The sequence below is a fragment of the Candidatus Nitrosopumilus sp. genome (assembly GCF_040878665.1).
GTDB lineage: Archaea > Thermoproteota > Nitrososphaeria > Nitrososphaerales > Nitrosopumilaceae > Nitrosopumilus.
Genome location: NZ_JBBDLU010000006.1, coordinates 37,326 through 62,888 on the forward strand (window position 1 = coordinate 37,326; position 25,563 = coordinate 62,888).

General features: G+C 34.4%; 27 protein-coding genes and 3 tRNA genes. 22 read left to right on the top strand and 8 right to left on the bottom strand.

All coding sequences use genetic code 11. The features are described 5' to 3' along the window. The first annotated feature begins 10 nt into the window (after positions 1-10). The 3 genes from argH (at position 11) to WDZ98_RS04845 (ending at position 2,899) form a co-directional block, all read left to right on the top strand. Positions 11-1,471 carry an argininosuccinate lyase gene (gene argH, locus WDZ98_RS04835; RefSeq protein ID WP_368059401.1) on the top strand — a complete coding sequence of 487 codons (1,461 nt, stop codon included), beginning with the start codon at positions 11-13 and terminating at the stop codon, positions 1,469-1,471. Positions 1,472-2,214: 743 nt separating this feature from the next. Next, a complete protein-coding gene (locus WDZ98_RS04840; protein ID WP_368059399.1) occupies positions 2,215-2,397 on the top strand; it encodes a DUF1059 domain-containing protein in 183 nt (60 codons plus the stop codon). A 400-nt stretch (positions 2,398-2,797) separates the two neighbouring features. Next, positions 2,798-2,899, top strand: a complete 102-nt coding sequence (locus WDZ98_RS04845; protein ID WP_368059397.1) for a zinc-ribbon domain-containing protein — start codon at positions 2,798-2,800, stop codon at positions 2,897-2,899. Between the two features lie 109 nt (positions 2,900-3,008). Here WDZ98_RS04845 and WDZ98_RS04850 read toward each other — a convergent pair. Next, positions 3,009-3,082, bottom strand: a tRNA-Lys gene (locus WDZ98_RS04850). A 96-nt stretch (positions 3,083-3,178) separates the two neighbouring features. Here WDZ98_RS04850 and WDZ98_RS04855 point away from each other — a divergent pair. The 3 genes from WDZ98_RS04855 (at position 3,179) to WDZ98_RS04865 (ending at position 5,195) form a co-directional block, all read left to right on the top strand. Next, positions 3,179-3,256: transfer RNA gene (locus tag WDZ98_RS04855), tRNA-Asp, on the top strand. Positions 3,257-3,380: 124 nt separating this feature from the next. Beyond that, positions 3,381-4,106 carry a hypothetical protein gene (locus WDZ98_RS04860; protein ID WP_368059395.1) on the top strand — a complete coding sequence of 242 codons (726 nt, stop codon included), beginning with the start codon at positions 3,381-3,383 and terminating at the stop codon, positions 4,104-4,106. A 12-nt stretch (positions 4,107-4,118) separates the two neighbouring features. After that, positions 4,119-5,195: a glutamyl-tRNA reductase gene (locus WDZ98_RS04865; RefSeq protein ID WP_368059393.1), complete on the top strand. Its 1,077-nt coding sequence runs from the start codon at positions 4,119-4,121 to the stop codon at positions 5,193-5,195. A gap of 5 nt (positions 5,196-5,200) precedes the next feature. On the opposite strand, the gene WDZ98_RS04870 is transcribed toward WDZ98_RS04865, so the two are convergent. The 4 genes from WDZ98_RS04870 to cas5 all read right to left on the bottom strand — a co-directional run bounded on the left by WDZ98_RS04870 (position 5,201) and on the right by cas5 (position 8,173). Next, complete coding sequence (locus tag WDZ98_RS04870; RefSeq protein WP_368059391.1) at positions 5,201-5,368, bottom strand: DUF1059 domain-containing protein; 168 nt, start codon at positions 5,366-5,368, stop codon at positions 5,201-5,203. 90 nt (positions 5,369-5,458) lie between these two features. After that, complete coding sequence (locus WDZ98_RS04875; protein ID WP_368059389.1) at positions 5,459-6,301, bottom strand: FAD-binding oxidoreductase; 843 nt, start codon at positions 6,299-6,301, stop codon at positions 5,459-5,461. A 122-nt stretch (positions 6,302-6,423) separates the two neighbouring features. Beyond that, positions 6,424-7,224 (bottom strand): inositol monophosphatase family protein, encoded by an 801-nt coding sequence (locus WDZ98_RS04880; protein ID WP_368059387.1) that lies wholly within the window; start codon positions 7,222-7,224, stop codon positions 6,424-6,426. An 865-nt stretch (positions 7,225-8,089) separates the two neighbouring features. Next, complete coding sequence (gene cas5 / locus WDZ98_RS04885; RefSeq protein ID WP_148704107.1) at positions 8,090-8,173, bottom strand: CRISPR-associated protein Cas5; 84 nt, start codon at positions 8,171-8,173, stop codon at positions 8,090-8,092. A gap of 258 nt (positions 8,174-8,431) precedes the next feature. On the opposite strand from cas5, the gene WDZ98_RS04890 reads away from it, so the two are divergent. The 5 genes from WDZ98_RS04890 (at position 8,432) to WDZ98_RS04910 (ending at position 13,561) form a co-directional block, all read left to right on the top strand. Next, positions 8,432-9,589, top strand: coding sequence for an AAA family ATPase (locus WDZ98_RS04890; protein WP_368059494.1), 1,158 nt, complete (start codon positions 8,432-8,434; stop codon positions 9,587-9,589). Next, positions 9,586-9,897, top strand: a complete 312-nt coding sequence (locus WDZ98_RS04895) for a hypothetical protein (RefSeq protein ID WP_368059385.1) — start codon at positions 9,586-9,588, stop codon at positions 9,895-9,897. The genes WDZ98_RS04890 and WDZ98_RS04895 overlap by 4 nt, the downstream gene beginning before the upstream one ends. 103 nt (positions 9,898-10,000) lie before the next feature. Beyond that, on the top strand, positions 10,001-11,548 hold the full coding sequence (locus tag WDZ98_RS04900) for an acyl-CoA carboxylase subunit beta (protein ID WP_368059383.1): 1,548 nt from the start codon (positions 10,001-10,003) through the stop codon (positions 11,546-11,548). A 6-nt stretch (positions 11,549-11,554) separates the two neighbouring features. Continuing rightward, complete coding sequence (locus WDZ98_RS04905; protein ID WP_368059381.1) at positions 11,555-13,042, top strand: acetyl/propionyl/methylcrotonyl-CoA carboxylase subunit alpha; 1,488 nt, start codon at positions 11,555-11,557, stop codon at positions 13,040-13,042. Between the two features lie 6 nt (positions 13,043-13,048). Further along, complete coding sequence (locus WDZ98_RS04910) at positions 13,049-13,561, top strand: acetyl-CoA carboxylase biotin carboxyl carrier protein subunit (RefSeq protein ID WP_368059379.1); 513 nt, start codon at positions 13,049-13,051, stop codon at positions 13,559-13,561. Positions 13,562-13,567: 6 nt separating this feature from the next. On the opposite strand, the gene WDZ98_RS04915 is transcribed toward WDZ98_RS04910, so the two are convergent. Further along, a complete protein-coding gene (locus WDZ98_RS04915) occupies positions 13,568-14,032 on the bottom strand; it encodes a redoxin domain-containing protein (RefSeq protein ID WP_368059377.1) in 465 nt (154 codons plus the stop codon). 155 nt (positions 14,033-14,187) lie between these two features. On the opposite strand from WDZ98_RS04915, the gene WDZ98_RS04920 reads away from it, so the two are divergent. Genes WDZ98_RS04920 through WDZ98_RS04970 form a run of 11 tightly spaced genes read left to right on the top strand, consistent with a single transcriptional unit; the run spans position 14,188 to position 24,533 of the window. Next, on the top strand, positions 14,188-14,520 hold the full coding sequence (locus WDZ98_RS04920; RefSeq protein WP_368059492.1) for an NADH-quinone oxidoreductase subunit A: 333 nt from the start codon (positions 14,188-14,190) through the stop codon (positions 14,518-14,520). A gap of 40 nt (positions 14,521-14,560) precedes the next feature. Next, a complete protein-coding gene (gene nuoB, locus WDZ98_RS04925; RefSeq protein WP_179363006.1) occupies positions 14,561-15,085 on the top strand; it encodes an NADH-quinone oxidoreductase subunit B in 525 nt (174 codons plus the stop codon). Further along, positions 15,085-15,675 carry an NADH-quinone oxidoreductase subunit C gene (locus WDZ98_RS04930; RefSeq protein WP_368059490.1) on the top strand — a complete coding sequence of 197 codons (591 nt, stop codon included), beginning with the start codon at positions 15,085-15,087 and terminating at the stop codon, positions 15,673-15,675. Before nuoB ends, WDZ98_RS04930 begins: the two co-directional genes overlap by 1 nt. A 2-nt stretch (positions 15,676-15,677) precedes the next feature. Then, positions 15,678-16,814: an NADH-quinone oxidoreductase subunit D gene (locus WDZ98_RS04935; protein WP_368059375.1), complete on the top strand. Its 1,137-nt coding sequence runs from the start codon at positions 15,678-15,680 to the stop codon at positions 16,812-16,814. Then, the gene (nuoH, locus tag WDZ98_RS04940; RefSeq protein ID WP_368059373.1) at positions 16,815-18,113 is read left to right on the top strand and encodes an NADH-quinone oxidoreductase subunit NuoH; all 1,299 of its coding nucleotides are present in this window, start codon (positions 16,815-16,817) and stop codon (positions 18,111-18,113) included. It abuts the gene before it with no gap. Then, positions 18,113-18,610, top strand: a complete 498-nt coding sequence (locus WDZ98_RS04945) for an NADH-quinone oxidoreductase subunit I (protein ID WP_368059371.1) — start codon at positions 18,113-18,115, stop codon at positions 18,608-18,610. The genes nuoH and WDZ98_RS04945 overlap by 1 nt, the downstream gene beginning before the upstream one ends. Next, positions 18,603-19,115, top strand: a complete 513-nt coding sequence (locus WDZ98_RS04950; RefSeq protein WP_368059369.1) for an NADH-quinone oxidoreductase subunit J — start codon at positions 18,603-18,605, stop codon at positions 19,113-19,115. The genes WDZ98_RS04945 and WDZ98_RS04950 overlap by 8 nt, the downstream gene beginning before the upstream one ends. Beyond that, positions 19,096-19,401 (top strand): NADH-quinone oxidoreductase subunit NuoK, encoded by a 306-nt coding sequence (nuoK, locus tag WDZ98_RS04955; protein WP_368059367.1) that lies wholly within the window; start codon positions 19,096-19,098, stop codon positions 19,399-19,401. Before WDZ98_RS04950 ends, nuoK begins: the two co-directional genes overlap by 20 nt. After that, the gene (locus WDZ98_RS04960; RefSeq protein WP_368059365.1) at positions 19,401-20,954 is read left to right on the top strand and encodes a NuoM family protein; all 1,554 of its coding nucleotides are present in this window, start codon (positions 19,401-19,403) and stop codon (positions 20,952-20,954) included. The genes nuoK and WDZ98_RS04960 overlap by 1 nt, the downstream gene beginning before the upstream one ends. Before the next feature lie 3 nt (positions 20,955-20,957). Next, complete coding sequence (locus WDZ98_RS04965) at positions 20,958-23,036, top strand: NADH-quinone oxidoreductase subunit L (protein WP_368059363.1); 2,079 nt, start codon at positions 20,958-20,960, stop codon at positions 23,034-23,036. A 12-nt stretch (positions 23,037-23,048) separates the two neighbouring features. Beyond that, positions 23,049-24,533, top strand: a complete 1,485-nt coding sequence (locus tag WDZ98_RS04970; RefSeq protein ID WP_368059361.1) for an NADH-quinone oxidoreductase subunit N — start codon at positions 23,049-23,051, stop codon at positions 24,531-24,533. Here the strand turns inward: WDZ98_RS04970 and WDZ98_RS04975 are convergent. Next, positions 24,523-25,374 carry a polyprenyl synthetase family protein gene (locus WDZ98_RS04975; RefSeq protein ID WP_368059359.1) on the bottom strand — a complete coding sequence of 284 codons (852 nt, stop codon included), beginning with the start codon at positions 25,372-25,374 and terminating at the stop codon, positions 24,523-24,525. The two genes, WDZ98_RS04970 and WDZ98_RS04975, sit on opposite strands and share 11 nt — an antisense overlap. 42 nt (positions 25,375-25,416) lie before the next feature. Continuing rightward, a tRNA-Glu gene (locus WDZ98_RS04980) sits at positions 25,417-25,510 on the bottom strand. Positions 25,511-25,563: the final 53 nt, after the last annotated feature.

Sequence of the window (25,563 nt, forward strand, 5' to 3'; positions counted from 1 at the left end):
ACACTAGGTAATGTATCGTTCACGTCTTGGTACTGATTTGAGTGATATTACTTTAGATTATGTTTCATCAATTGATGATGATTCTGAAATTGCACTTTATGATATTCTTGGAAGTCAAGCTCATTCTTTGATGCTATTTCAAAATAATATCATTACAAAAAATGATGCAAAAAAAATTTTATCATCATTAGAGAATTTGAAAAATGAAAAATTTGATTCATCTTCTGGCGCAGAAGATATTCATGAACTGATTGAATCTCTAGTCATAAAAAAAGCAGGTATGGCAAGTGGTGGAAAAATGCATACTGCAAGATCACGTAATGATCAAGTTGTATTAGATATTAGAATGAAAATTCGAGATGATGTTAATATTATTTGTAATTGTTTGTTAGATACAATTGAATCTCTTGTTTCTGTGGCTAAAAATCATCAAAAAACAATCATGCCGCTTTATACTCATCTTCAACAAGCTCAAGCAGGTTTGTTCTCTCATTATCTTTTAGCCCAAGCAGATGTTCTGTTTCGAGATTTTCAAAGATTGTTTGGAACATTTGATAGAATTAATCAAAGTCCACTTGGTGCTGGACCTGTTGGCGGTACAAGTATCTCGATTGATAGACACAGCACCGCAAAAATGCTTGGATTTGATACAGTTGTTGAGAATTCACTTGATGCAACAAGTACACGTGATTTTGTAGCAGAATATGTTGCAATGATTTCTATTCTGATGACTAATCTAAGTAGGATGTCTGAAGATTTTGTTATTTGGTCTACTGCTGAGTTTTCTTTTATTGAACTCTCAGATGAATTTACGTCTCCCTCAAGCGTAATGCCTCAAAAAAAGAATCCTGATATTTTGGAATTAACTAGAGGAAAAACTGCTGAAGTAATTGGAAATTTAACTGCAATTTTAACTACTGTAAAAGGTTTAGCATCTGGTTATGGGCGTGATTTACAACAAATAAAATCCTCAATATGGGAAACATCAAAAATTTCTATTAGTGCACTGTTGATTATAAAATCAATTCTTCTCACTATGAAAGTAAATAAAAAACATATGAGAAAAATTACAGAGTCAAGCAATCTTATTGCATTGGATATTGCTGAAAAATTAGTTCAAGAAGGAACACCATTTAGAATTACTCATAAAATTGCAGGAATTCTAGTGCAACTCTCACACAATTCAAAAAAATCTATTTCAAAATTAACCTCCGCAGAAATAAAAAAATCTGTAGAAGGTACTGATGTTGATCCAAAAATTGTCTCCAAAATTATTTCTTCAATAACTGTTGTTTCGTCATTGAAAGACAGAAAATCATATGGTTCTTCAGGTTATGATGAACAAAAAAGAATGATTTCTGACAGAGTCCAAAAAATACATGCTTGCAGATTGGATATGTCTAAAAGAGAAAATAAAATTGTTCTGGCACTTGAAGATTTAGCAAAACAAGTATCTCAAATAATTAATTAATTAGAATAACGATGAATGGCGAGTCTAGTGAGATTTTTTCTTTCTGATTCACAAATTAATTATTGATACATTCATCTTTGAAAAAATGATATATGAATTTCAATAAAATCTGCAATGATTTACTAAAATCAAATTCAAAAATCAAATTTGTAGGAATTTTAGATTCTCGAGGGGGACTATTGCACACAGAATCATGTATAGTTCTACTTTCTTACTATCTAATGAAGAATTCAAAATAATCATATATTATACACCTGATAGATTGAACCGTCTTCAGAATTTACAACATAAATTAGGAACAGTAAAAGAAATCAACAACACATATCTTTAAAAAAGAAAATAATTCCAAGTTAAAGCCTAAACTTAATAGCCTTGAAAAAAGATCTCTAAGTTTAAGATGTTTTGCTTAGAATGATTTGATGACATCAACCTTGAGAATAGAACCACATCAAGCATAAATTATTAGAAATACTATAACAGTTAAGACAAAATAATAAATTGCTATTTAAAACTAATCTTTTGTAATTTGCTCCAAAAACTCATTTCTAATTTATTAATTTGAATGTGTTATAACCTTTCATTTATTTTCTTTTCAAAAATAGTTTAAGCCCTTTGGGAATTGATTTTTAATTTATCTGATGCTGTTTCAACAGTTTAAAACCATACAATATTTTATATGAAATTAAACAAATATTCAGATATGACATACTGATGCTTATATTTTTCTTTATAGATTGTTCTTTGTGGTTATTATCAGGTGTGACGAATGTGGATTTGACTGCGAATTTACTACATCAGGAAATATCGAAAAAATAGTCTTCGATTATTGGGATCATATGAATAAAGATCATGGGATTGAATATTCCCCAGAAACTTTAGCAAGATATGTAAAAAAGAAAACTCCAATTGAAATTCCATCAAACTAGAAGGATTCCATTTTTATTCCTAACTTGGTACATGGAATTGATTTTTGATCCACTTTGGAATCAATCATTTCTTCTAACGTCCATCCTCTTTATGCATTGATCTAACATGATAAAATTATGATTGGAAGAAAGATGCGATTTTTCGTACCTATCAGACCAAGTAGAAGATCTTCAGATGAAGATGAATAATATGAACAAATCAAAATGTGAACATTATTGGACTCCCAATGGATCTTGTTTTTGCATACATTGTGGATTAGACATTGACAAAAATACCCCCTTTGTTAGTATGATCAAACGTTAAGGAAATCTTATTTTTTATTGAATTTCTTTTAGTGAATAATACATTGTTTGACATATTTCTAAAAATTTTTAAATAAAATAAAGTACTAATCATTTTGTGAAACCTCAATCCTGTAGAAATTGTGGAAAAGAACTATTCCAAAATCAAAGAGTTTGTCCTCATTGTGGTAGGGATAGTGGTTATGACGATATTGAGTAATGTTGAATTATCATCCAAATTGATTTAGAGAATTCTATTAACTAAATCCAAAAACTGTCTTCACTGAAATATAATGCGGCGGATCATATTCCAAAATCAATAAGGGTAGCGGGTCTAGTGGGATTCGGACCCACGACAACCGGATTAAAAGTCCGGTGCGCTACCTGGCTGCGCCATAGACCCTCGTAAAAAATGCTCTCACTGTATAATTTAGTCTTTTACAAAAGATTTTGTTGTGACAGAAACTTTTAATCTGGCAATCTGACTCAATCAACTTGTGCCCTTGTAGTATAGCCCGGTCTAGAATTCGGCCCTGTCACGGCTGAGACGCGTGTTCAAATCCCGCCGAGGGCGCCATTATTTCTATTTTCATTGTTTTCAAATTTTTTTCTAACCGATCAAAATAAAATTTACAGATATTGTCTTGGAAATGATTGATCTCACAAGAATATTAAAATTCAGGCAATTTTAGTAAATTCTGATGTCTGAAGAGAAAAAAGAATCTGAAGTAGAAACAAAAACTAAAGATTCAGTGTCTGAAAAGCCATCAATTGATAAAACTACAAAAATTGAATCTAAAGATAGAGAAGATAAAATCGCAGCAGAAACAAAACTGTCAGAAGCTGCAATACTAATAGCTGAAGCAGCAGCCAAAGCTGTTGAAGAAGCTGAACTTGCAGTAAAAGAGGCTTTAGCAAAAGCAGAAGCCGCTAAAGCTGCAGCAGAAGCTGCAGCAGAAGAAGAATACAAAGCCATCGCAGCTGAAGTCAAAGCTGATGCTGCCAAAAAATCTGATTACACCTTTAAGAGACAAGGCGAAGAAATCTTTAGAAGAGAAATGGGTGAGCCTGAATTCTTTTTAGATAAAAAAGATAGGTTTCCGAGACCTATTCTTACTGCAGATGAGCAGGAATCTCTTACAAGACAAGCAGAAATTCCACAAGACAGTACTCCTAGATACATTCCTGAACATGTTCTTAGTCCAGAATTTGGCGGCGTTTCAAATTATGAACGTGGAGTTAATTCATTTTTGGAAGAGACTAGACAGAAACTTGACAAATTAAAAAATAATCCTAATGCATCTGCAAAAGAAATTAGAGAAACTGAAAATGAAATCGTTTATTTGGAATCCTTACATGAAAATTTCTTTATTGGAATGAATGTTTTTAGAACAGCAAAAGGCGGACGAGATAAGCTTAAAGCATGATAGGTGAATGAGTTGGGACAAGTAAATTTTGACGTAATGAATGCGAGAGTAACTTTCAAAAATGTTCCAATACATACAATTTCAAAATTTTCCTTCAAAGATGTTGCAACTGCATGTGCAGAATTTAAAAAAATTCCAGGTGTTGATGAGTGTATTATCATTCAAACAGCAACTAGAGTTGAAATTTTTACAGTAAGCAATGTGGAAATTGATGACTCTCCTGATGCAAGAAGAGCAGAAGGCAAAACACTTGTATTAAATAAAATAAAAGATACTTGGGTATCTTTATCATCATTAGAACAAATCGATATTGATCATTTTGATCAAACACTTGAGGTATACAAAGGCGATGATGTATATCTACATCTTTTACGATTGGCATCTGGATTGGATTCATTAGTTGTTGGTTGGCAAAGTGTCTTTAATGATATTGTTAAAGCATTGGCAGATGCAAAGAGTGCAGGCGTATCTGGAAACATTCTTAATAAATTATTTGAAAATGTAATTCGCTTAGCTTCACGTATGAGAGATACTACAGGAATAGCAAAAGATGTTGTTTCATTAGGTGATGTAGCAGTAAAATTAGTTGATGAAAAAGCAGGACTTGACTCTAAGAAGAAAGTGCTGATAATTGGTACTGGTGAATCTGCTGCCATGCTTGCAAAAACCTTGAGCACAAAAGGAATTCCATTTGATGTAACAAGTAGAACTTTATCTCGCTCTACTGGTTTTACAACAATTATTGGTGGAAATCCTGTAGATTTTAATGATGTTTTAGCAGGATTCGATAAATATGATATAATTTTTGTAGCAACCACCTCTGATTATTTCTTAATCACATATGACAGAATTAGACTAGTAATGGAAGAAAAGAAAAAAGGCACATTGATTTTAGACTTGTCTGATCCTAGAACTGTTGATGAAGGAATTACCGCACTACCTGGAATCAAATTATTATTCAGAGATCAAATCGCAGAAATATTTGACGAAAGTGTACGCTCTAGAATTGGAATTGTTCCTGCTGTAGAAAAAATTATTGAAAAAGAATTACCAGTTTTATCTGCTAGAATGAAACGACTAGATGCTTAATTTTGTTATAATCCCTGTTTTCTTAAAAGAAATTGCATAATTGCTTCTTTAGAATAATCTATTCCATGTTCTTCATCAGTATGATTTCTAAAATTTTCAATAACCGATTCCATTTCTCCTTCTGCTACAAAATCACATTCAAACCCATAATCATTACACTTGAGTTTTGCCATAATTTTGTAAAATACTCTGAATATAAAAATCCACCATTTGTGATCCTTCGTACTAGATCAAAAAATAAGAATTATTAATAATTTATTTTTTTATCCGTATGATTCATACTTGATTGCAAAGCTTCCATCAGGCTTTTTTTCATGCTCTGTAACAAATCCTTTTGATCCAATAGACTCAATCACTCCATCAATTGTTCCTTGATATCCACAAATGTAGATAATTGTATTTTCTGGAGTTATTTTCTCTCCCACCATTTCTTCCACAGGTGATAATCCTGTTTTTTTATCCGGTGTAAAAAATGATTCAACTCTACCTACATGACCATTCCATGATCTATTGAAGTATTCTTTTGGTCTACTAATCGCAGCCCTATATCTAAAATTCCATTGGTCTCTTCCTCTTTTCTCACTTTCCATCTCTAAATCTGTCAAGAGACGCTTATAGCTTAATTCATCAACATAACTTGCACCATGTAGAACAATTACTTCTCGTTTATCATTAACATCATGGAAATGTTTTGCAAATGCAATAAATGGTGCAATACCAGTACCTCCACCTACACAAATCACTCTTCGGTTATCTTTTTGCCCATTAGGTAGTTTATCACTAATTTGTAATGCTGCACCTGTTGGTTCTCCAAGATATACTGTATCTCCAACGCTTGCATAAAATAATTCAGTAGTTACTCTACCTGGAAGTGGTTTTCTTACCCATCTAATTACAAATTCAAAATAATCTCGATTCTCAGCATGTGATGCTATTGAATATGCTCGTCTAACGATTTTTTTTTCTGATGGTATTGGGAGACCAATTGTTAGAAATTGACCTGTCTTATACTGTGGCATTCCATTTTCTGGTACTAATCGTATGACTACAAGATCTTCTTTTAATAACTCTCTATAGGTTATTTTAGCTTTCATCTCAGTTACCATACGAAATGTTTTTTTGCGACTTTAGATAAATATATTTCTGTTATAGTTTGCTAATTTGTTTTGATTGCTGTTCAAAATTATCAAATAAACTCAAAATTAATCCCAATGAATCAATTTGTCATCTAACTGTCAATCTGTGACATTATTTCATCAAGAATTTCTTGATTTGCTGCTGCAACAAAAGAAACTCTTGTTTCATAACTTAGATCTGCATCAAGTGGTTTCAAATATGAATCTAATAGTAATCCTCCAGATTCTTTAACAATCAGATAACCTGCCGCAATATCTTGAATTCTAATTTTATTTCGCAAATCGATGAAAATATCCATTAACCCTCTTGCAAATAACGCCATTTCTAGAGCGTTGGCACCAAAATGTCTGATATGATCATGTTTTTCAAATATAGGATGTAGTCGTCTCATCAGATCTGCTGATGCACCAGATGTATTAATTCCAATAATCTTGTAAATTGGATCTTTACTATGGACTTTGATTTGTTTATTGTTAAAAAAAGAACCATTGCCTTTTGAAGCCCAATACATTTCACCATTTGATAGATTTGTAATTACACCATCTGTAACTGAACTGAGTTTATTTTCCACAGCAAATGCTAATGAACTACAGAAAAAAGGAACTCCTCTTACAGCATTAGCAGAACCATCAATTGCATCCATGATGATAAATCCCTTTGGATTATTTGATAATTCTACGCGTCCACACTCTTCACCTAACACAACACATTCAAAATTTACTTCTCTTAGATAATCTAAAACAGTTTTTTCAGCAATAATGTCTATGTTCCTTGAAATATCTCCTCCTGCACCAACACCAAAATCTCCTGCAGCATTTTCTGTTCCTGCAAGATCTTTTACATTTTCATAAATTCTATTTGAAGCTTCTCGAAGAATTTCTATTACTTCCACGATGTTAATTTGACCTTTCGTAATTTAAGTGAAGAAAAGATTTGTTTTGAAAGCATAAATAACAACAAGTAAGCTTAACGTTTGTGAGTGGTAAGGATCAATCTGTTGTAAGCAAAGAAGCCTTGATGAGCACAAAACCTGGGAAACAAATAATGAAACAAGCATTATTCAAATCAAAAGGTTACAAATTATTTAACAAATACAAAGAAGAAACAGAAAATGAATTTCCAAACTTTGCGCAAAGATTTGCTCAAGGACTTTTACATGAAATAAAGTCTGACTCTAATCCAAATTCTACTCAACAAGCGTTTGGTAACGAGGTAGGCTCAACTGAAATCATACTAAACGCATCTGAAATTGAGCCTATAAAATCAAAATTGGAAAGTCTTGAAGTAATGCAAGATAGAGTAAATCGAATTCTAAATTCAAATTTTGTAAAAATGACATTCCCTGTTTTTAATGGATTATTTGATGCTGCAGCAGAATATTCCGGAAGAGATGATCCTCAATTAAAACAAGATATGGTTGAAGGACATATTCTTGCAATTGATCTTAGTGAACCAATGGACAGAATTGTCGATAAAGACGAAGATTTAGAATTTCTTGATGATTACAAATTGATGAATCCATACATCTTGAAATTAGCTAGAGACAAAATTTCTAAAGGTGGAGAACAAGTTCTAAAAGAATTTGAAGAGGGATTTAAAGATGCTCGAGTTGGACAATATCTAGATGAGAAATTAAAATCAAAACCCACACAAATTACGGAAGAGGAGATGACACTCTCTTACAAAAAATATCGTGCAGTAATGGGAACTGCTGGTAGAAATATGGCTTTAGCAGAAAGACCGCTGGCTGAAATTTTCTATTTGGGTATGGCAAGAGCCGCAGAAGGTGTTGGATGTGGAAATGAAATTGAAGATTCGATTAAAAATGGATTTGTAAAAATTCCTTCTTGGCCCCTTTACTATTCCTTACTAGCAAATGATGTCAAAAAAGGATTTGAGATAACAATGGAAAAAAGTAATCTGTATTTACAAGATGCTCGACTCACACTTGATTTATTGCCTGATGAATTCTCTCACAAAGAATTTTTAGAATTTTTATTTTTAACTGTTGAACATTATAACCAATATTGGTACAATAAATTACAAAAAGCCAATAAATGGTCCGAGTTTACATCTAAACTCCCAAAGTGATTGCATTGATGTGGTCTGAAAAATACCGACCTCAGATTATTTCTGATATGGTGGGAAACGAGGAAGCACGGGCAGCAATTATGGAATGGTTTGCAAAATGGAAAAAAGGTACTAAACCATTACTTTTAGTTGGTCCTCCTGGAATTGGGAAAACTACAATGGCCTATCTTGTATCTAAACAATTTGGATATGATATGATTGGACTTAATGCAAGTGATGTTAGAAGCAAATCTCGAATTAATGAAATTCTTACGCCTGTTTTAGGTAATGTAAGCGTATTGGGAACTCCTATGATTTTTGTCGATGAAGTAGATGGAATTCATGGTCGTAGTGATTACGGTGGTGCTTCCGCTCTTATTGATATTTTAAAAGAACCAACAATCCCAATTGTTCTTGCAGCTAATACTGATGCATCAGATAAAATGAAAAGTGTAAAAAAAGTAGTAAAAACAATCTATTTCAAAAGAATACCTCCTAGACTGTTACGAGTTTATCTAGAAAATATTTTAAAAAAACAAAATGCAACACTAAGCCCAGGTTCAATAATCAAAGTTATTGATAAATCAAGAGGAGATATACGTTCAATGATCAATCTTGCTCAATCTTTCGTTAATGGATTTAATCCTCCTACTGAGAAGTCTTTTGAAAATATCAACGTTGAAGATGGTGTAAATGCTTTCTTTAAAGCAAAATCAATTGAAGAAGCTAGAATTGTTTTATATTCTATGCAAATTGATCCCAGAGAAAAAATTAATGCATTTTATTCAAGTATTATAACTAGTGAATTAGACATTATTACACTTGCAAAATATCTAGAAATAATATCTAATGCCGATATTCTTTTTGGAAAGATAATGAAAACTCAAAATTGGAGATTACTACGTTATCTTAATGACATTTTAATTAAATTATATCAAAATGACAATAGAATAAGATATGCACAATACAATCTTTCTTGGCCGCTACTTAATAGAATTCGTTGGGATGGTGTAAAAATAAAATCATTATCATCAGTTATGGCAAAAAAACTGCATTTGTCCTCAAGTGCATTTGTAACTCTATGTTTGCCTTTTGTTTTGTTTTGTATGAAAAATAAGACTCTTGAATTAGATCTAGAAGAGACTTTTGGAGATATAATTGAAAAGGAGATGGAGATAATACAATGAGTTGGAGAAAAATACCAATGAAATTTCCTGGTACATGTATTGTTTGCAATGAAAAAATATCAATTAATGAAATTGGTCTATGGGCAAAAGGATTAGGCGTAAAACATGAAAAATGTGCTGAAATAAACGAATTACAATGTATTGTATGCGGGGCATCAGCTGGTTGTTCTCAATGTGAGTATCAAGAAAATTGTGATATCCCAAATGTATCCCAATTATGTATTTGTAAGAAATGTGGTGATGAAAAAGATGCTTTTAGTTCCTATCAAAAATCAACCAATAAGAAATTCCCAATTCTTAACTCTTGAAATTATAAAATAAATCATTATTCATGAATTTTGATAAAAATCTCATATACTGATATTTTCAAACTAAATTAATATATGAAACCATTATCGATAGATCACTGTTATGCATTCTGCCAAGATTGAAGGGTATACTAAAAAGAATAACACAGCATTACAAGGTGGTGGTCAAGACCGAATTAAGGCCCAACATGATAAGGGTAAATTAACTGCACGTGAAAGAATCAATCTTTTACTTGATGAAGGTACTTTTACCGAAATTGATCCGTTAACAACTCATCATTATCATGAATATGATATGCAAAAAAAGAAATTTTTCACAGATGGTGTGGTTGGTGGATATGGAAATGTAAGCGGTAGACAGATCTTTGTTTTTGCTTATGATTTCACTGTACTTGGTGGAACACTAAGTCAAATGGGTGCTAAAAAAATTACTAAACTTATGGATCATGCAGTAAAAACTGGTTGTCCTATAATTGGTATTATGGATTCTGGTGGAGCTAGAATTCAAGAAGGTATAATGAGTCTTGATGGATTTGCAGATATTTTTTATCATAATCAATTAGCATCTGGTGTAATTCCACAAATTACTGCAAGTATTGGTCCATCAGCTGGAGGTTCTGTATATTCGCCTGCAATGACTGACTTTGTAATCATGGTAGATAAAATAGGAACAATGTTTGTCACAGGACCTGATGTAGTCAAGACTGTACTGGGCGAAGAAATTTCATTTGATGATCTTGGTGGAGCAATGACACATGGTGCAAAAAGTGGTGTTGCACATTTTGTAGCACAAAATGAATACGAATGCATGGATTACATCAAAAAACTAATCTCATATTTGCCACAAAATAACACTGAAGCACCACCAAAAACTACTACTGATGATGATCCAAACAGAATGGATCATAACTTGATTAACATAATCCCAGAAAATCCATTGCAACCATATGACATGAAAGAAATCATCAACTCTATTGTAGATGATCATGTCTTCTTTGAAGTTCATGAATTATTTGCACCAAATATTGTAGTTGGTTATGGAAGACTAAATGGTAAAGTTGTAGGAATTGTCGCAAACCAACCTATACATCTTGCAGGTGCACTTGATATTGACTCATCAAACAAAGCTGCACGTTTTATTAGATTCTGTGATGCCTTTAACATTCCTATTATCACATTAGTAGATACTCCTGGATACATGCCAGGATCTAATCAAGAACATAATGGTATCATTAGACATGGTAGTAAGTTACTTTATGCATATTGTGAAGCTACTGTTCCACGAATTACTCTAGTTATTGGTAAAGCATATGGTGGAGCATACATTGCTATGGGAAGTAAAAATCTTAGAACCGATATCAATTATGCATGGCCAACTGCAAGATGTGCTGTATTAGGTGGAGAAGCTGCTGTAAAAATTATGTATAGGAAAGATCTCGATGAGGCTGCAGATCCTGAGGCATTAAAGAAACAGTTAATCGATGAATTTACAGAAAAATTTGAAAATCCATATGTTGCTGCTTCCCATGGAACTGTTGATAATGTAATTGATCCTGCCGAAACAAGACCTATGTTGATTAAAGCACTTGAAATGCTTGAAAACAAAAGAGAAAAACAAATTCCAAGAAAACACGGAAATATCAATTTGTGATTAAAAATGATTGAGAAAGTACTTATCGCTAACAGAGGAGAAATCGCTCTACGTGTAATTCGAACATGTAAGAGACTTGGAATTAAAACCGTTGCAGTTTATTCTGATGAAGATTATGATTCCATGCATGTTAAACAAGCTACTGAAGCATACTATATTGGAGAGGCAGCTCCTGCAAAATCATATCTAAACCAAGAAAAGATTCTTGAAACTATACTTTCTTCTGGTGCAGATGCTATACATCCTGGTTATGGATTTCTCTCAGAAAATTCTGATTTTGCAACTAGATGTGAAAAAAATAGTATTAACTTTATCGGACCATCCGGTAAATCCATGGATCTTTGTGGTGATAAAATGCAATGTAAAGCAGCAATGCTTAAAGCTAAAGTACCAACAGTTCCTGGAAGTCCAGGACTTGTAAAAGATGTTGAGGAGGCATTAAAAGTTGCAAATGATATTGACTATCCTGTAATGTTAAAATCAGTTTACGGTGGCGGCGGCCGTGGAATTCGAATTGTTACTAATGATAAAGAATTGCGTGAAGGTTTTGAAACAGTTACAAGTGAATCTATTTCAGCAGTTGGTAAATCTGCAATAATTGTTGAAAAATTCCTTGAAAAAACTAGACACATTGAATATCAAATGTGCAGAGACAAACATGGAAATGCTGTTCATATTTTTGAAAGAGAGTGCTCTATTCAAAGAAGAAATCAAAAGCTTATTGAACAAACACCATCTCCAGTAGTTGATCAACAAACGAGAGATCGAATTGGTGAATTAGTTGTTAAAGCAGCTGAAGCAGTAGACTACACTAACTTGGGAACTGCTGAATTTCTAAGAGCAGATAACGGTGAATTTTACTTTATTGAAATTAATGCAAGATTACAAGTAGAACATCCAATATCTGAAATGGTTTCTGGATTGGACTTTGTCAAACTCCAAATAGATATTGCTAATGGGGAACCATTGCCATTCAAACAAAAAGATCTTAAAATGAATGGTTATGCCATCGAGTGTAGAATTAATGCAGAAGACACTTTCTTAGATTTTGCTCCATCTACAGGACCTGTTCCTGATGTAATAATTCCTACAGGACCAAGTGTCAGATGTGATACCTACCTTTATCCTGGATGTACTGTTTCTCCATTTTATGATTCTTTGATGGCTAAACTTTGTACCTGGGGTCAAACATTTGATGAATCTAGAACTCGTATGCTTACAGCACTTGATGACTTTTACATTCAGGGAGTTGAAACTTCGATACCACTTTACAAAACAATTCTAAATTCCGATGAATACAAGAGTGGTGATCTTTCTACAGATTTTTTGAAACGCTATGATATGATTGAAAGATTAACTAAAGATCTAAAGAAAGAAAAAGAAGCAAAAAGTGAAGCCGCATTAGCTGCCGCAATAATTCATTCTGAATATTTTAAAAGCAGAGTACAAAATAACACTGTTAATAATTCAAATTGGAAATATAAACTGGCTTGATGATTTATGGATTATAAAATACACGATGTTGAAAAATCATTCAATGGCAAGATAATTACAAATCTTGGAAACAATGATTATGTAATTAAAATTAATGATGATGAGCATAAATTAAAAATTATAACTATGAATTCTAAAGGAATTGAATTTATCTTAGATCAAACATATCACAAAGCAAAATATCTTGAACACACTACTAATGAAATGAATATTGTAATTGATAATGTGCCAATTGTTATTAATTTACATACTCATTTTGATGAAATAGTTTACAAAAATACTGGTGGTGCAACAACTGGCAACGCACAATTGGCTTTGAAAAGTCAAATTCCTGGTAAAGTTGTATCAATTGCAATTGCTGAAGGTGATTCTGTAAAGAAAGGAGATGTTGTTTGTACTTTGGAATCTATGAAAATGCAAGTATCCGTTAAAGCACATAAAGATGGAGTTGTTAAATCCATAAAAATTAAAGTAACCAACACTGTTGCCAAAGGCGACGTTATTGCAGAAATAGAATAAAATCTTCTATTTTAAGTAATTTTTAATTTCATCATAATTTGGTTCTTTTAATGGATCTTCTGAAACCCATTTGTAACCAATTTTTCCATCTTCATTAATAATAAAAACAGAACGTTTTGCAGCATTGTAATTTTTTATGTGGAGTAAATCTTGCATCAAAATTCCATAATCTTTGATTGTATTACTTGTGTAATCTGCTAATAATGGAAAATTAAAGTTGTTTTTTTGTGCAAATGCTTTATTTGCAAATGGTCCATCATTACTGATTGCAATTACCTTTGCACCTAGATCTGAAATCTCTTTCCAAGAGTCTCTAAATGAACAAAGTTCTACTTCACATACTGGAGAACTTGCTGCAACTATAAATGATAATATTATTTTACCTCCTTTGAATTCGTCCAAAGTCCTCAATTTCAGATCTATATCTGGAAGTTCAAATCCTGGGGCAATATCTCCTACATTTAATGACATGATCCCTTTTTACTGTTATCCTATTAAGTCCTTTACAAAAATAATTTTTTCTAAAATTTGATCCTAAAAATGAAACATACCTTTTTATACAAAAATTGGAGTGAAAAGCTAAATTGGTCGGGGAATTAGCGGGCAATTACAGTACCGTTGTATTGATGTTTGGCTTTGCCGTAGTAGCTATGGCTCCAGCTTTAATTATATCAAGAATGATTTCTCCACGAAAAAGAAGTAACCCTGTAAAGTTTTTGCCAATGGAATGTGGTCAAGTCCCATCAGGAGAAGGAAGAACTCATTTCATGATGCAATATTACCCGTATATTCTGATGTTTGTAGTGTTTGATGTTATGGCAATTTTCTTGTATGCATGGGGTAGTGTGCTTTTAGAAATTCCAAAGATTGCAACTTTACCAATGATGGGATTCTTAGCGATAATGTTTGGAGCAATGGCATTTGCATTGTATCAATCAGGGAGACGAAGAATATGGTAGTTTTTTATATAATTTGTATTTACGAGGATAGGAGATAAGATTGCTTAAAGATTTAGTAACACCAGAAAATGCAAATGTTTTCATTGGAAAGTTAGGCGATATTTTAGAAAAAGCAATTGATAAACCATTGGGCTATGCCATTAATTGGGGTAGAATTTGGTCACTCTGGCCTGTTCATATTGAAACAGCTTGTTGCAGTGTAGAATTTGGTGCAGCATCCAGTCCTAGATATGATGTTGAAAGATTTGGTATCATTGAAGCATTTGGATCACTTAGACAATGTGATCTAGTTGTAGTTCAAGGAACTATTACAAGAAAAATGGCACCACGTCTCAGATTAGTTTATGATCAAATGCCAGAACCAAAATATGTAATTGCAATGGGAGCTTGTGCAATCACTGGAGGTTTGTATTTTGATTCATACAATGTACTTCCAGGAATTGATGGAGTTATTCCAGTTGATGTCTATGTTCCAGGTTGTCCACCTAGACCTGAAACTCTTATTCAAGGATGTATGTTGTTGCAAGAAAAAATCAAGAGAATGAAGGCTAGGAAGTTTGTATGATGAGTGCTGAAACTGAAAATTCTGTTGCAGATGAAACTCCAGTAGAATCCACATCTCCACCGACAGTAAACAAACCTGAAGCAGCGCCTGTAGACTTGCCTGCATTTGAAAAAAGTATTTCTGATAAAATTGTTGAAAAGTTTGGTGACAAAGTTGAGGTAGGTTTTGTAAAAACAGATCGAGTTAGAATTAATGTCGGTAGAGATAATGTTCATGATGTTGCTGAATTCATTCGTGATGGATTGAACTATGATCATGTTGAATCCGTTTCAGGTGTAGACTATCCTCAAGATAACGAAATTGAAGTAGTTTACCATATAGGATCTTACTCTGATTCTTCACTTGCAAGACAAATTCTAGTTTTAGCTACTAGAGCCCAAAGAGAAACAAATCCAATCCCTGGTACTGATGCAACCCGACTGCCAACTCTTAGAGATATCTTTTACAGTGTAGAATTTCATGAGCGAGAAATTTTTGAAATGTTTGGTGTTTTCTTTGAAGGTCATCCTGATAATAGACGATTACTTTTGCCAGAAGACTGGGCAGATTTACCTCCACTTCGAAAGGACTTTGCAATAAAAGGAAGATAGAGATGACTGTAGAATTACCACCTGGATTAGCACTCCAAAAAGTTGATGAGAGAATAATGACTCTCAATGTTGGACCACAACATCCTGGTTCTGGTCATATGAGAATCATTGTACAAATTGATGGTGATTATATTGTTGCATGTGATCCTGATCCTGGATATGTTCATCGTGGAGAAGAAAAAATGGCAGAATACAGAAACTATATCACAAACATTCCACACTTGGAAAGACCAGTAATTCATGATTCATGTAATGTGTTGTATCCGTATGTTTTAGGTGCTGAAGAACTTCTTGGCATTGAAGTTCCTGAACGTGCAAAGTATGTTAGAGTAATTGCATCTGAATTGAATAGATGTATCTACATAATGTATTGGCTTGCTATCTATGGAATCTTTTTGGGACATTCTACAATGTTTATGTGGCCTGCAGGAGATCGTGAACTCTTAATTGATCTAATGGAAAAAATGACTGGTGCACGAGTAACACATGCACATTTTGTTCCAGGTGGAGTTAGAAATGATTTACCACCAAATTTTGAAGATGTTTGTTTACGTCAAGTTAACTATTTTGAAAAACGCATTAAAGAATACGCTGCAGTATTTTATGACAATCCGATTCTAATTTCTAGAACTAGAGATACTGGTATTCTGTCACGACAAGATGCAATAAGATATGGGACAACTGGTTCTGTACTTCGTGCAAGTGGGGTTGACTATGATCTTAGAATTAAGGAACCATATGATGTCTATGATGAATTAGACGTTCATACCAATGTGTTAAAAGAAGGCGATTCTTACGCAAGATCCAAAATACCTTGGCTTGACATGATGGAAAGCTGTAACATAATTAGACAAGCATTACAAAAAATGCCAAAATCTGGTTCTGTTAGAGTTAAACTAAAACCAAATCCAAAAGGCAAAGGACTTGATTCTGTATACAAACGTGTAGAGTCTGGTAGAGGTTCATTGGGTTGCTATATTGTATCTGATGGAAAACCAGAACCATATAGAGTAAAGTTGAGTGTTCCTTCCTTTAGAAATTTAATTGCACTACCCAATCTTTTAAGAGGAGAAAAACTTGGCAACATGCCATCTGTTTATTGGAGTCTTAATTATTGGCCAGTGGAGGCAGACCGATAAATGTCCGTAATTGCACCAAATTTCAAACTAAGTGAATTTATTAAATCATTAATTGATAATGTGTTTTGGATTTTATTGCTATTAGTTTTAGTTGGTATTCCAGCAGTAATGATGGTTCTATTTGTTATTGAAATGCCTGTAATTGATGGTGAATTACTTACACCATTTCTTGCATTCACATGGTTAGCAGATCCGTCTAGAATTCTTCCTATTGTTCATGCATTCATGGCTACAGATATTTTCAGAGTTATGGCATTTCCAGGATTTGGTTTTGCAGCTTTGCTAGCTGCAGGTACAATTTTCATTGAAAGAAAAATGCTTGCAAAATTACAATTAAGAGTTGGTCCTTTCTACTGTGGAAAATTTGAGGGTATATTACAATTAATGGGTGATGGACTAAAATTAATCTCAAAAGAAATTATCATTCCTGCAAAAGCTGACAAACCAATTTTCTGGGCGGCTCCTGTACTTTTTGTTGCAGCAGCTGCATCATTTGTAGCATTCATTCCAGTTGCTCCTGGTTGGGTTGTTGCAGATGTGGATCTGGGATTACTTGGTGTATTTGCAGTAATTGGATTCTTCCCAATCATAACTATTCTTTCAGCATGGTCTGCAAATAGTAAGTTCCCATTCATTGGAGGAATTAGAGCTTTATTCCAAATGGTATCATTTGAAATTCCACTAATCTTATCTTTGTTGGGAGTTGTAATGTTAACTGGCTCTCTTAATCTATCTGAGATTGCTGCCAGTCAATCTAGCTTCCCATGGATTGTATTTTTACCAATAGGTGCTATTGTTTTCTTTATCACCATGCTTGCTGAGCTAGAAAGAATTCCATTTGATTTACCAGAAGCTGAAAGTGAAATTGTAGCTGGATGGTTAACTGAATTATCTGGAATGATGTATGGTCTTGTTCAACTAGGAACATATCTAAAACTATATGCATTTGCAGGATTGTTTGTTGTGTTATTCTTAGGTGGTTGGAATGGTCCAATGGTTGTACCTCCGTTCCCATCAGAAATTCTTACAGATGGAATTGTAATGGGGCCAGTAACTGCAAAAATCCCTGGACTGCCATTATTCACACAAGAGATGCTTAATGGTGCACTTTGGTTTGTTCTGAAAACAGTTGCAGTAATATTTTTCATATTGTTGCCAAGAGGTGTTTTCCCAAGAATCAGAATTGATATGTTGTTGAATCTTGGTTGGACCAAACTTATTGGATTGGCATTCGTTAACATCTTTATTGCACTAGGCTTGCTTTACGCTGGAGTGCTAGGACCAGGAGGATTACAATAATGGGAACTGCAACTGGTATTATTCGTGCATTAAATTCAGGAATCAAACATCTTGCAGTAAAACGATTTACACTTCGTTATCCTGAAGAGAAACTAAAGTTTGTAGGTGATGGATATCAATTTGATCCATCTACTGGTGTTGGAATTGCAGGATTGAAGGGACGCCATATGCTATTTCATGATCACTGTACTGGCTGTCAACTATGTTCTATTGCATGTGAAGGTGTTGCTGAGGCCATTGCAATGGTCAAGGTTCCAGAAGAACAGAAACAAAACAAGAAATCAATCATGCCACAAATTGATTATGGAAAATGTGTTTTCTGTGGTCTTTGTGTCGATGCGTGTCCATTTTATGCACTTTACATGACTAATGATTACGAATTATCATCATTTTCAAAAGAAGGTCTAATCTACACTCCTGCTCAATTACAGGTAAAACCATACGTTGCACAAGACAGCGAAATACAAATCTCTGACAGAGGTGCAACTCATGGCTGATGCGGTATTTCTTGCATTAACTGTAATCACAATTGGTTCTGCAATTGCCGCTCTTGAATTAAGATCATTAATTTATGGTTCTATTGCTTTGATGGGAACTCTTGGTGGAGTTGCTGGATTTTTCTTCTTATTGGATGCACCATTTGTTGCACTGTTTCAATTAGCAGTTTATGTTGGTTCTATCGCTGTTTTAATTTTGTTTACTGTTATGTTGGTAAAAAGAGAATTGATCTTCAAAAAAATCGAAGACAAGCGAAGAAAATTTGCAGGTATAGGTTTGATGCTTGTAATCATGGTAGCCTTAGGTGCAGTGTTTTTGGATTCAGGAATTAAAACAATGACAACTGATGAACCTGCTACTAATTTTAGAGATATTGGTACTGACTTTGTAATGTATTATTGGCCTGCATTAATTTTGATGGGATTAATTTTAGCGGGTTCAGTTACTGGTGCACTAGTTTTAGCAAAACGAGAGGATGTGGAGAATGACCAGCGAGCTAATTGATTTTACACTTGTATCTGTCGCTATGCTTGGCATAGGAATTTACGGTCTTGCAGTTAAACGTAATTTTATCAGGATGCTCTTTGCAGTTGAAATTATCATTAATGCTGCAAATCTAAATCTTGTAGCCTTTGGTAGATTCTTACCTCACAGTGGTGGTCAAACCATGGCATTGTTTTCAATTGCAATCGCTGCAGCTGAAGTTGCAGTTGGATTGTCATTAATCATTGTAGCTTATCGTATGTATCAAAATGTCGATATTGCAGACTTTAGGAGTTTGAAAGGATAATGGAGTATGCGTTATTACAGGCAGTTTTCTTGCCATTACTTTTATCACCAGTAGCATACATTATTGGTAGAAAAATAGGACCAACTCCTGCAATGTGGTTTACATTTGCAATTCTATTGTACACTACAATTCTTGTAATTAATGCTGCACTATCTGGAACTGTAGAGGAGCATTATCCATGGACTGAACAGTTTGGTGAGTTTGGTTTTCTCTTAGATGGTTTAGCATCACCATTTGCAATCATCATATATGTACTATCTACAATCTTGGCACTTTACTCAAAACCATACATGATTCACAAATTCCATGAACAATTTGAAGAAGAACAAAAAATTGTACACTCTGGAACTGGACAGACTTCAATTGTTGAATCATCATCGCTTTCAAATTATGTAAATGCCAAATCTGGACTTTACTTTGCACTATATCTTGTATTTGCAATGGGAATGCTTGGAACAGTTCTTGCAACTAACTTGATTGAATTTTACATATTCTTTGAAGTCATGTTGATTCCTGGTTTCTTTTTAGTTGCTCTTTGGGGCGATGGTCCAAGAAGAAAGATTGGTTTAATGTTTTTGTTTTGGACCCATGCAGGTGCAGTAGTTTTACTATTAGGATTTTTGATGATTGGTCTGACTCTTGGTAGTTTTGATTTTGCAGATATCAAAGAATCTGAAATTCCAGCAGACATTGCAATGTATTCTGCTGTTGCTATTTCGATAGGTTTGGGAGTTAAGCTGGCAGTCTTTATGTTCCATATTTGGCTTCCATATGTCCACGGTTCAGCACCTACACCAATCAGTGCATTATTGTCTCCAGCAATGATTGGAATCGGAGCTTATGGTATTTTCAGATTAATTGTAGAATTCTTACCACTAACATTTGCAGAACTTTCCATTTGGTTCCACATCTGGGGTCTTGTCACTATGATTTATGGCGGTGCAATGGCACTGATGCAAGATGATTTGAAACGTCTACTTGCTTATTCTAGTATCAGTCAAATGGGATATCTTTTGTTTGGAATTGGTTCAATGTCTGCACTTGGTCTTACTGGTGCAGAAATGATGTATGTAACACACGGAATTGGAAAAGGCATTCTTTTCATGATGGCAGGAGTTATCATTGTTAAAGTTGGCACAAGAAGCATTTCCAAATTAGGAGGATTGGCAGGAAAGATGCCAATAACTGCAACATGTGCAGTTATTGGTGCTTTAACAATAATGGGTGTTCCTCCAACAAGTGGTTTTATGGGTGAATGGATTCTATTTTATGGTGCATTAGAAACTGCTATTGAAGAGGGATCCACACTTCGAGCAGTAACATTTGGTTTAGGTCTTGTTGCCACTGCACTTACAATGTCTTACATGCTTTGGATGTTAAAACGTGTGTTCTTTGGAAAAACTCCAGAACATTTGGAAAATGTGAAAGAAGGAAGTTGGTACATGACTGCACCCATGATGGTATTAGCAGGATTTTCAATTGTGGTTGGAATTTATCCAGACATTTTCTTGAAAACAATTATTCCATACATGAATGGAGTGTTGGGGGTTTAGATTATGGCCATTGAATCTTTAGGATTACCATTTGAAGTTGGAGCAGCAAGTGCCTGGTTAGTTTGGATTTTACCTTTTGCTGCTGCAATGATTATTCCAGGAGTTGGTAAATTATCAAAACATGCGACTGGTTATGTTGCAGTTGCATTTGCTTTGATGAGTGCATTATCTGCAGCATCTCTTCTTCCAATGGCTTTGGAGGCTCACGAAATACATGATCAAATAATGTGGATTGAGGCAATTGGTCTTAAAGCAGGTGTATTGGCAGATCCACTTTCAATAATTATGGCTAATGTGGTTGGCTGGATTTCATTCCTCATTATGATTTACAGTACTGGTTACATGAAAGGTGACAAAGACATTACAAGATTTTGGTTCTGGATGATGTTCTTTATTGGTTCAATGCAATTAATCGTATTATCTGATAATTTACTCCAAGTCTTCTTTGGTTGGGAAGGTGTGGGTCTTGCATCATATGCTTTGATTAGCTTTTGGTATCGCGATAAAAAGAAAGATCATGTTGGTGTTGAAGGACGTACAGTTCTTGGAATGTTAGATTACTATGCTCCAACACATGCCGGAATGAAGGCATTCATCATGACTAAAGTTGGTGATGTGATGATGATTGCTGGCATGCTTTTGATATTCTTGTTTGCTGGTACATTTGGATTCAAAGAATTAATGCATGAAACTGAATGGGCTACTGCAATGGCTGCTCAGGGATTATTAGTTCCTGCATTTGTTTTACTGTTCGGTGGTGCTATAGGAAAGTCAGCACAATTTCCACTAAATGAATGGCTCTTAGAAGCAATGACTGGTCCAACTGCAGTTTCTGCATTGATTCATGCAGCAACAATGGTAAAAGCAGGTGTATTCTTGGTTGCAAGAATTGGTCCACTTGTATTTGCTTTAGGTGCCGCAGGGATTATGGCTGATCAATTCTTTGAGATTGTTGCTTGGGTTGGTGCAATTACTGCATTATTACTTGCAACACAAGGTATGGTCAATAATGAAATTAAGAAAGTTCTTGCTTATTCTACTGGTTCTCAAATCGGTTACATGATGATGGCCTTGGGTGTTGCAGGACTATCTCATCAATATGTTGACGGTTATACAGCAGGATTTTTCCATTTAATTTCTCACGCAATGTTCAAGGCTTCATTATTCATGGCAGCAGGTTCATTATTACACATTGTTGGTTCTCGATTCATGAGCGATATGGGTGGATTGAGAAAACATATGAAGAAAACTTATGCGTTCATGTGGGCCGCAGGTCTTGGTCTAATGGGTGCACCATTCATCACAACAGGTTTCTGGAGTAAGGATGCAATATTTGCTGCAGTCTATACATCTGGAAATGAGTGGGCTTTACCACTTTATGTAATTGCTGTACTAACTGCAGTTATCACTGCATTTTATACAACAAGAATGATTGGATTGGTCTTCTTTGGAAAGAAGAGCAAACACATCGAAAAGATGGAAGAAGAAGGACATCACATTCATGAAGCATCGTTATCTATGTGGGTTCCATATGGTATTCTCGCAGTACTTACAATTGGTATTGGACTTATTGGATTGTCTACTGAAGAAGGATTACATCATTTGTTTACTGAATATCTTGAACATTCATTTGGTATTCATACTGAGCATGCAGCAGCTGAAGCATCAATCTTACCGGAATTCTTACAAGGACTCAATCCAGTTGCACTTGGTTCATCATTAGTAGCATTTGCTACAGGTATTGGACTTGGTTATATCTTCTATATTGGAAGATGGGTAGATCCTGTGAAATTTATTAATTCAAATATCTTCTTTTACTCAATTCACAAAGTCATCTTAAACAGATGGTATCTAAATGCCATAATCTATTGGTGTTTTGTAGTGGCGCCACTATGGTTGGCAAGAGGAGTATTTCGATACTTTGAAAAGACCGCTATCGATTACGGTATGAATGCTGGAGTCCAAAAAGCGGTCGGATGGAGTGCTAGAGTCATTCAAGGAACTCAATCTGGTGTTTCACAATCATATTTGTTCGTATTTGGAGCAGGATTACTATTCGTAGTTCTGATATTATTGATATAGGAGAATGATGAAATGTTAGAAATTACTTCAACTCCATTGGTATTAATTGCAATTTTAGGAACTGTAGGAATTCTTCTTCCAATAATTAGTATTGCAAGAAAAGAACAAGGTTCAAATTCATTTTATGCTGTAATTGCATTTGCAGCACTAATTGTATCGATGGGTTATGTTGGATACCAGTTCATCAATGACAATATCGCAGCATCTGCTCTTTTCTCTGACGATGTGATAGTTGATGATGCATTTGGTGGATTCTTTGCAATCGCAATGTTGATTGTTGCAATTTTCACCACTGTTGGCTCTTTCAACTATATGAGAAAACATAATTCTCCTGCTGTTTACTATTCGTTAATTTTACTTGCAACTATTGGTATGGTTCTAGTTGCATATTCTACAGACCTGGTAATGTTATTTGTTGCATGGGAGCTCATGAGTATTCCAACATACATTTTAGTTGGCTATATGAAAAAGAATCCAAGCTCAAATGAGGCTGCTCTGAAATATTTCTTGTTTGGTGCGTTGTCATCTGCAATTATTGTTTATGGAATTTCAATTTCTTATGGATTGACAGGTTCTACAAATATTGGAGAAGTAATTCAAGGTTATTCCACACTTGATCCCTCACTGCTACCTCTTGCACTACTTTCTGTAGGTATGTTCATTGCAGGATTTGGATTCAAAATGGGACTCGTACCATTTCATCAATGGCTTCCAGATACCTATGACGGAGCTCCTCCAACAATCACTGCATTATTAGCTGCTGCAACAAAGAAGGCTGGATTTGCTGCAACAATTAGAATTGTCGTTCTTGGAATGGTGGTTCTTAATCTTGATTGGACATTAGCTCTTGGGATTATTGCAGTAATGACTATGACTATTGGAAATGTTGCCGCAATCATGCAAAAGAGCATCTCTCGTATGTTGGCATATTCAAGTATTGCCCATGCTGGATACATTTTGATTGGACTTGCAGTTGCACCACACAGTTCTCTTGGATTACAAGGTTCTTTGTATCAGATTATGAATCACGCAGTAATGAAAGGTGCTGCATTTATTGCAATTGCAGGTATTGTTACAACACTAGCTGTAACTCATATTGATAAACTCAAAGGATTGGGAAGAAGAATGCCTATCACTGCATTAGGTTTAGTAATTGCACTCTTTGCCTTAGCTGGTGTACCGCCACTTTCAGGATTCTGGAGCAAATTAATGTTATTTGGTAGTGCATTAGATGCAAGTTCTACATTATGGTGGGCCCCATGGCTTGCAATTGCGGGTGTGCTTAACAGTGCACTATCTCTTGCTTATTATGGTTGGCTTACAAGAAAGATGTACTTTGAGGGAGAAACTGAAAAGAGAATTGCAGAACCAAAATCTATTATTGCTGTAATGATTTTTTCAACAATATTCTTGGTAGGATTTGGTGTATACCCAGAACCACTGCTTAAATTTGTAGAATTTGCAACACCTGTAATTAGTTTAGGCCTTATGCCTTAAACGAAGTAAATCTAATTAAATTATCTAGATTCATCTTTGCGTCGTTATCTGGAATCTTTCTCAAACCAGCTCTTGCTTTTTCTGAATATTCTTTTAACAACTCTTCCATTTTATTGAAAACATCTCTTGGATCGGAGCTTTTCTTGATTAGTAGATTGAATAATTTATCTTCATTTTTCCAATCTAACAAATCATCTCTAATTTGATATGCTATTCCGATGTTTTTTCCATATTCAGTTAGTGCTTCAATTTGTTCTTCTGTTCCATTTGCAATAATTGCTCCTGTTCTAGCTGCAACCTCAAATGCTGTAGCTGTTTTGTATTCAATCACTTTAAGATAATCATCAAATGTTACATCTTCGCTAGTCTCTAATCTATTTTCGATCATCTCTCCTTCACTCATAAGCATCGCAGTAGTGGCCAAATCTTTTGTTATTCTGGCATTGTCTAATCTTGATGATATAGCGAGAATTAATCCTAAAACAAAATCCCCAGTAAGCACACTTGTGTTGTATCCATATTTGATATGGAATGGATCCTTTTGTCTTCTCATTGTTTCATTATCAATAATGTCATCATGTATGATTGATTCCATGTGTAGAAATTCGATTGCACATGATGCTGCAAGTACATTTTCATCAATTTTACCCACACTCTCAGCCGATAAATTCAAAATAATAGGTCTAATTCGTTTGCCTCCATCTAAAGAATATTTCAATGGTTCAATAAATTCGGATTCTGAATATATGGCAAGCTCGTTTTCTAAAGCTTGATCTATTCTTGCAATATACTTTCCATATGTTTCAAGTAAAGGATTTATCTCGATATTTTTCCTGTCCAAGATGAGCCTGATCAAAAAACTTTTCCATTAGTAAATAAATCTTGGTGCTCCAGCCGGGATTTTCATCGTTTGATTTTGAACCCGGGATCACTGCCTTGAAAGGGCAGTATGCTTGACCGGTCTACACCACTGGAACCCATGAAAATTCTGTATTTTGACCATAAAATCTTTTGTAAACCACAAAGATTT

Coding starts and splice junctions, on each gene's coding strand:
- argH (WP_368059401.1), top strand. CDS start 11: ATGTATCGTTCACGTCTTGGTACTGATTTGAGTGATATTACTTTAGAT.
- WDZ98_RS04860 (WP_368059395.1), top strand. CDS start 3,381: ATGTCTGAAGAGAAAAAAGAATCTGAAGTAGAAACAAAAACTAAAGAT.
- WDZ98_RS04870 (WP_368059391.1), bottom strand. CDS start 5,368: ATGGCAAAACTCAAGTGTAATGATTATGGGTTTGAATGTGATTTTGTA.
- WDZ98_RS04875 (WP_368059389.1), bottom strand. CDS start 6,301: ATGGTAACTGAGATGAAAGCTAAAATAACCTATAGAGAGTTATTAAAA.
- WDZ98_RS04890 (WP_368059494.1), top strand. CDS start 8,432: ATGTGGTCTGAAAAATACCGACCTCAGATTATTTCTGATATGGTGGGA.
- WDZ98_RS04895 (WP_368059385.1), top strand. CDS start 9,586: ATGAGTTGGAGAAAAATACCAATGAAATTTCCTGGTACATGTATTGTT.
- WDZ98_RS04900 (WP_368059383.1), top strand. CDS start 10,001: ATGCATTCTGCCAAGATTGAAGGGTATACTAAAAAGAATAACACAGCA.
- WDZ98_RS04905 (WP_368059381.1), top strand. CDS start 11,555: ATGATTGAGAAAGTACTTATCGCTAACAGAGGAGAAATCGCTCTACGT.
- WDZ98_RS04910 (WP_368059379.1), top strand. CDS start 13,049: ATGGATTATAAAATACACGATGTTGAAAAATCATTCAATGGCAAGATA.
- WDZ98_RS04915 (WP_368059377.1), bottom strand. CDS start 14,032: ATGTCATTAAATGTAGGAGATATTGCCCCAGGATTTGAACTTCCAGAT.
- WDZ98_RS04920 (WP_368059492.1), top strand. CDS start 14,188: ATGTTTGGCTTTGCCGTAGTAGCTATGGCTCCAGCTTTAATTATATCA.
- WDZ98_RS04930 (WP_368059490.1), top strand. CDS start 15,085: ATGAGTGCTGAAACTGAAAATTCTGTTGCAGATGAAACTCCAGTAGAA.
- WDZ98_RS04935 (WP_368059375.1), top strand. CDS start 15,678: ATGACTGTAGAATTACCACCTGGATTAGCACTCCAAAAAGTTGATGAG.
- nuoH (WP_368059373.1), top strand. CDS start 16,815: ATGTCCGTAATTGCACCAAATTTCAAACTAAGTGAATTTATTAAATCA.
- WDZ98_RS04945 (WP_368059371.1), top strand. CDS start 18,113: ATGGGAACTGCAACTGGTATTATTCGTGCATTAAATTCAGGAATCAAA.
- WDZ98_RS04950 (WP_368059369.1), top strand. CDS start 18,603: ATGGCTGATGCGGTATTTCTTGCATTAACTGTAATCACAATTGGTTCT.
- nuoK (WP_368059367.1), top strand. CDS start 19,096: ATGACCAGCGAGCTAATTGATTTTACACTTGTATCTGTCGCTATGCTT.
- WDZ98_RS04960 (WP_368059365.1), top strand. CDS start 19,401: ATGGAGTATGCGTTATTACAGGCAGTTTTCTTGCCATTACTTTTATCA.
- WDZ98_RS04965 (WP_368059363.1), top strand. CDS start 20,958: ATGGCCATTGAATCTTTAGGATTACCATTTGAAGTTGGAGCAGCAAGT.
- WDZ98_RS04970 (WP_368059361.1), top strand. CDS start 23,049: ATGTTAGAAATTACTTCAACTCCATTGGTATTAATTGCAATTTTAGGA.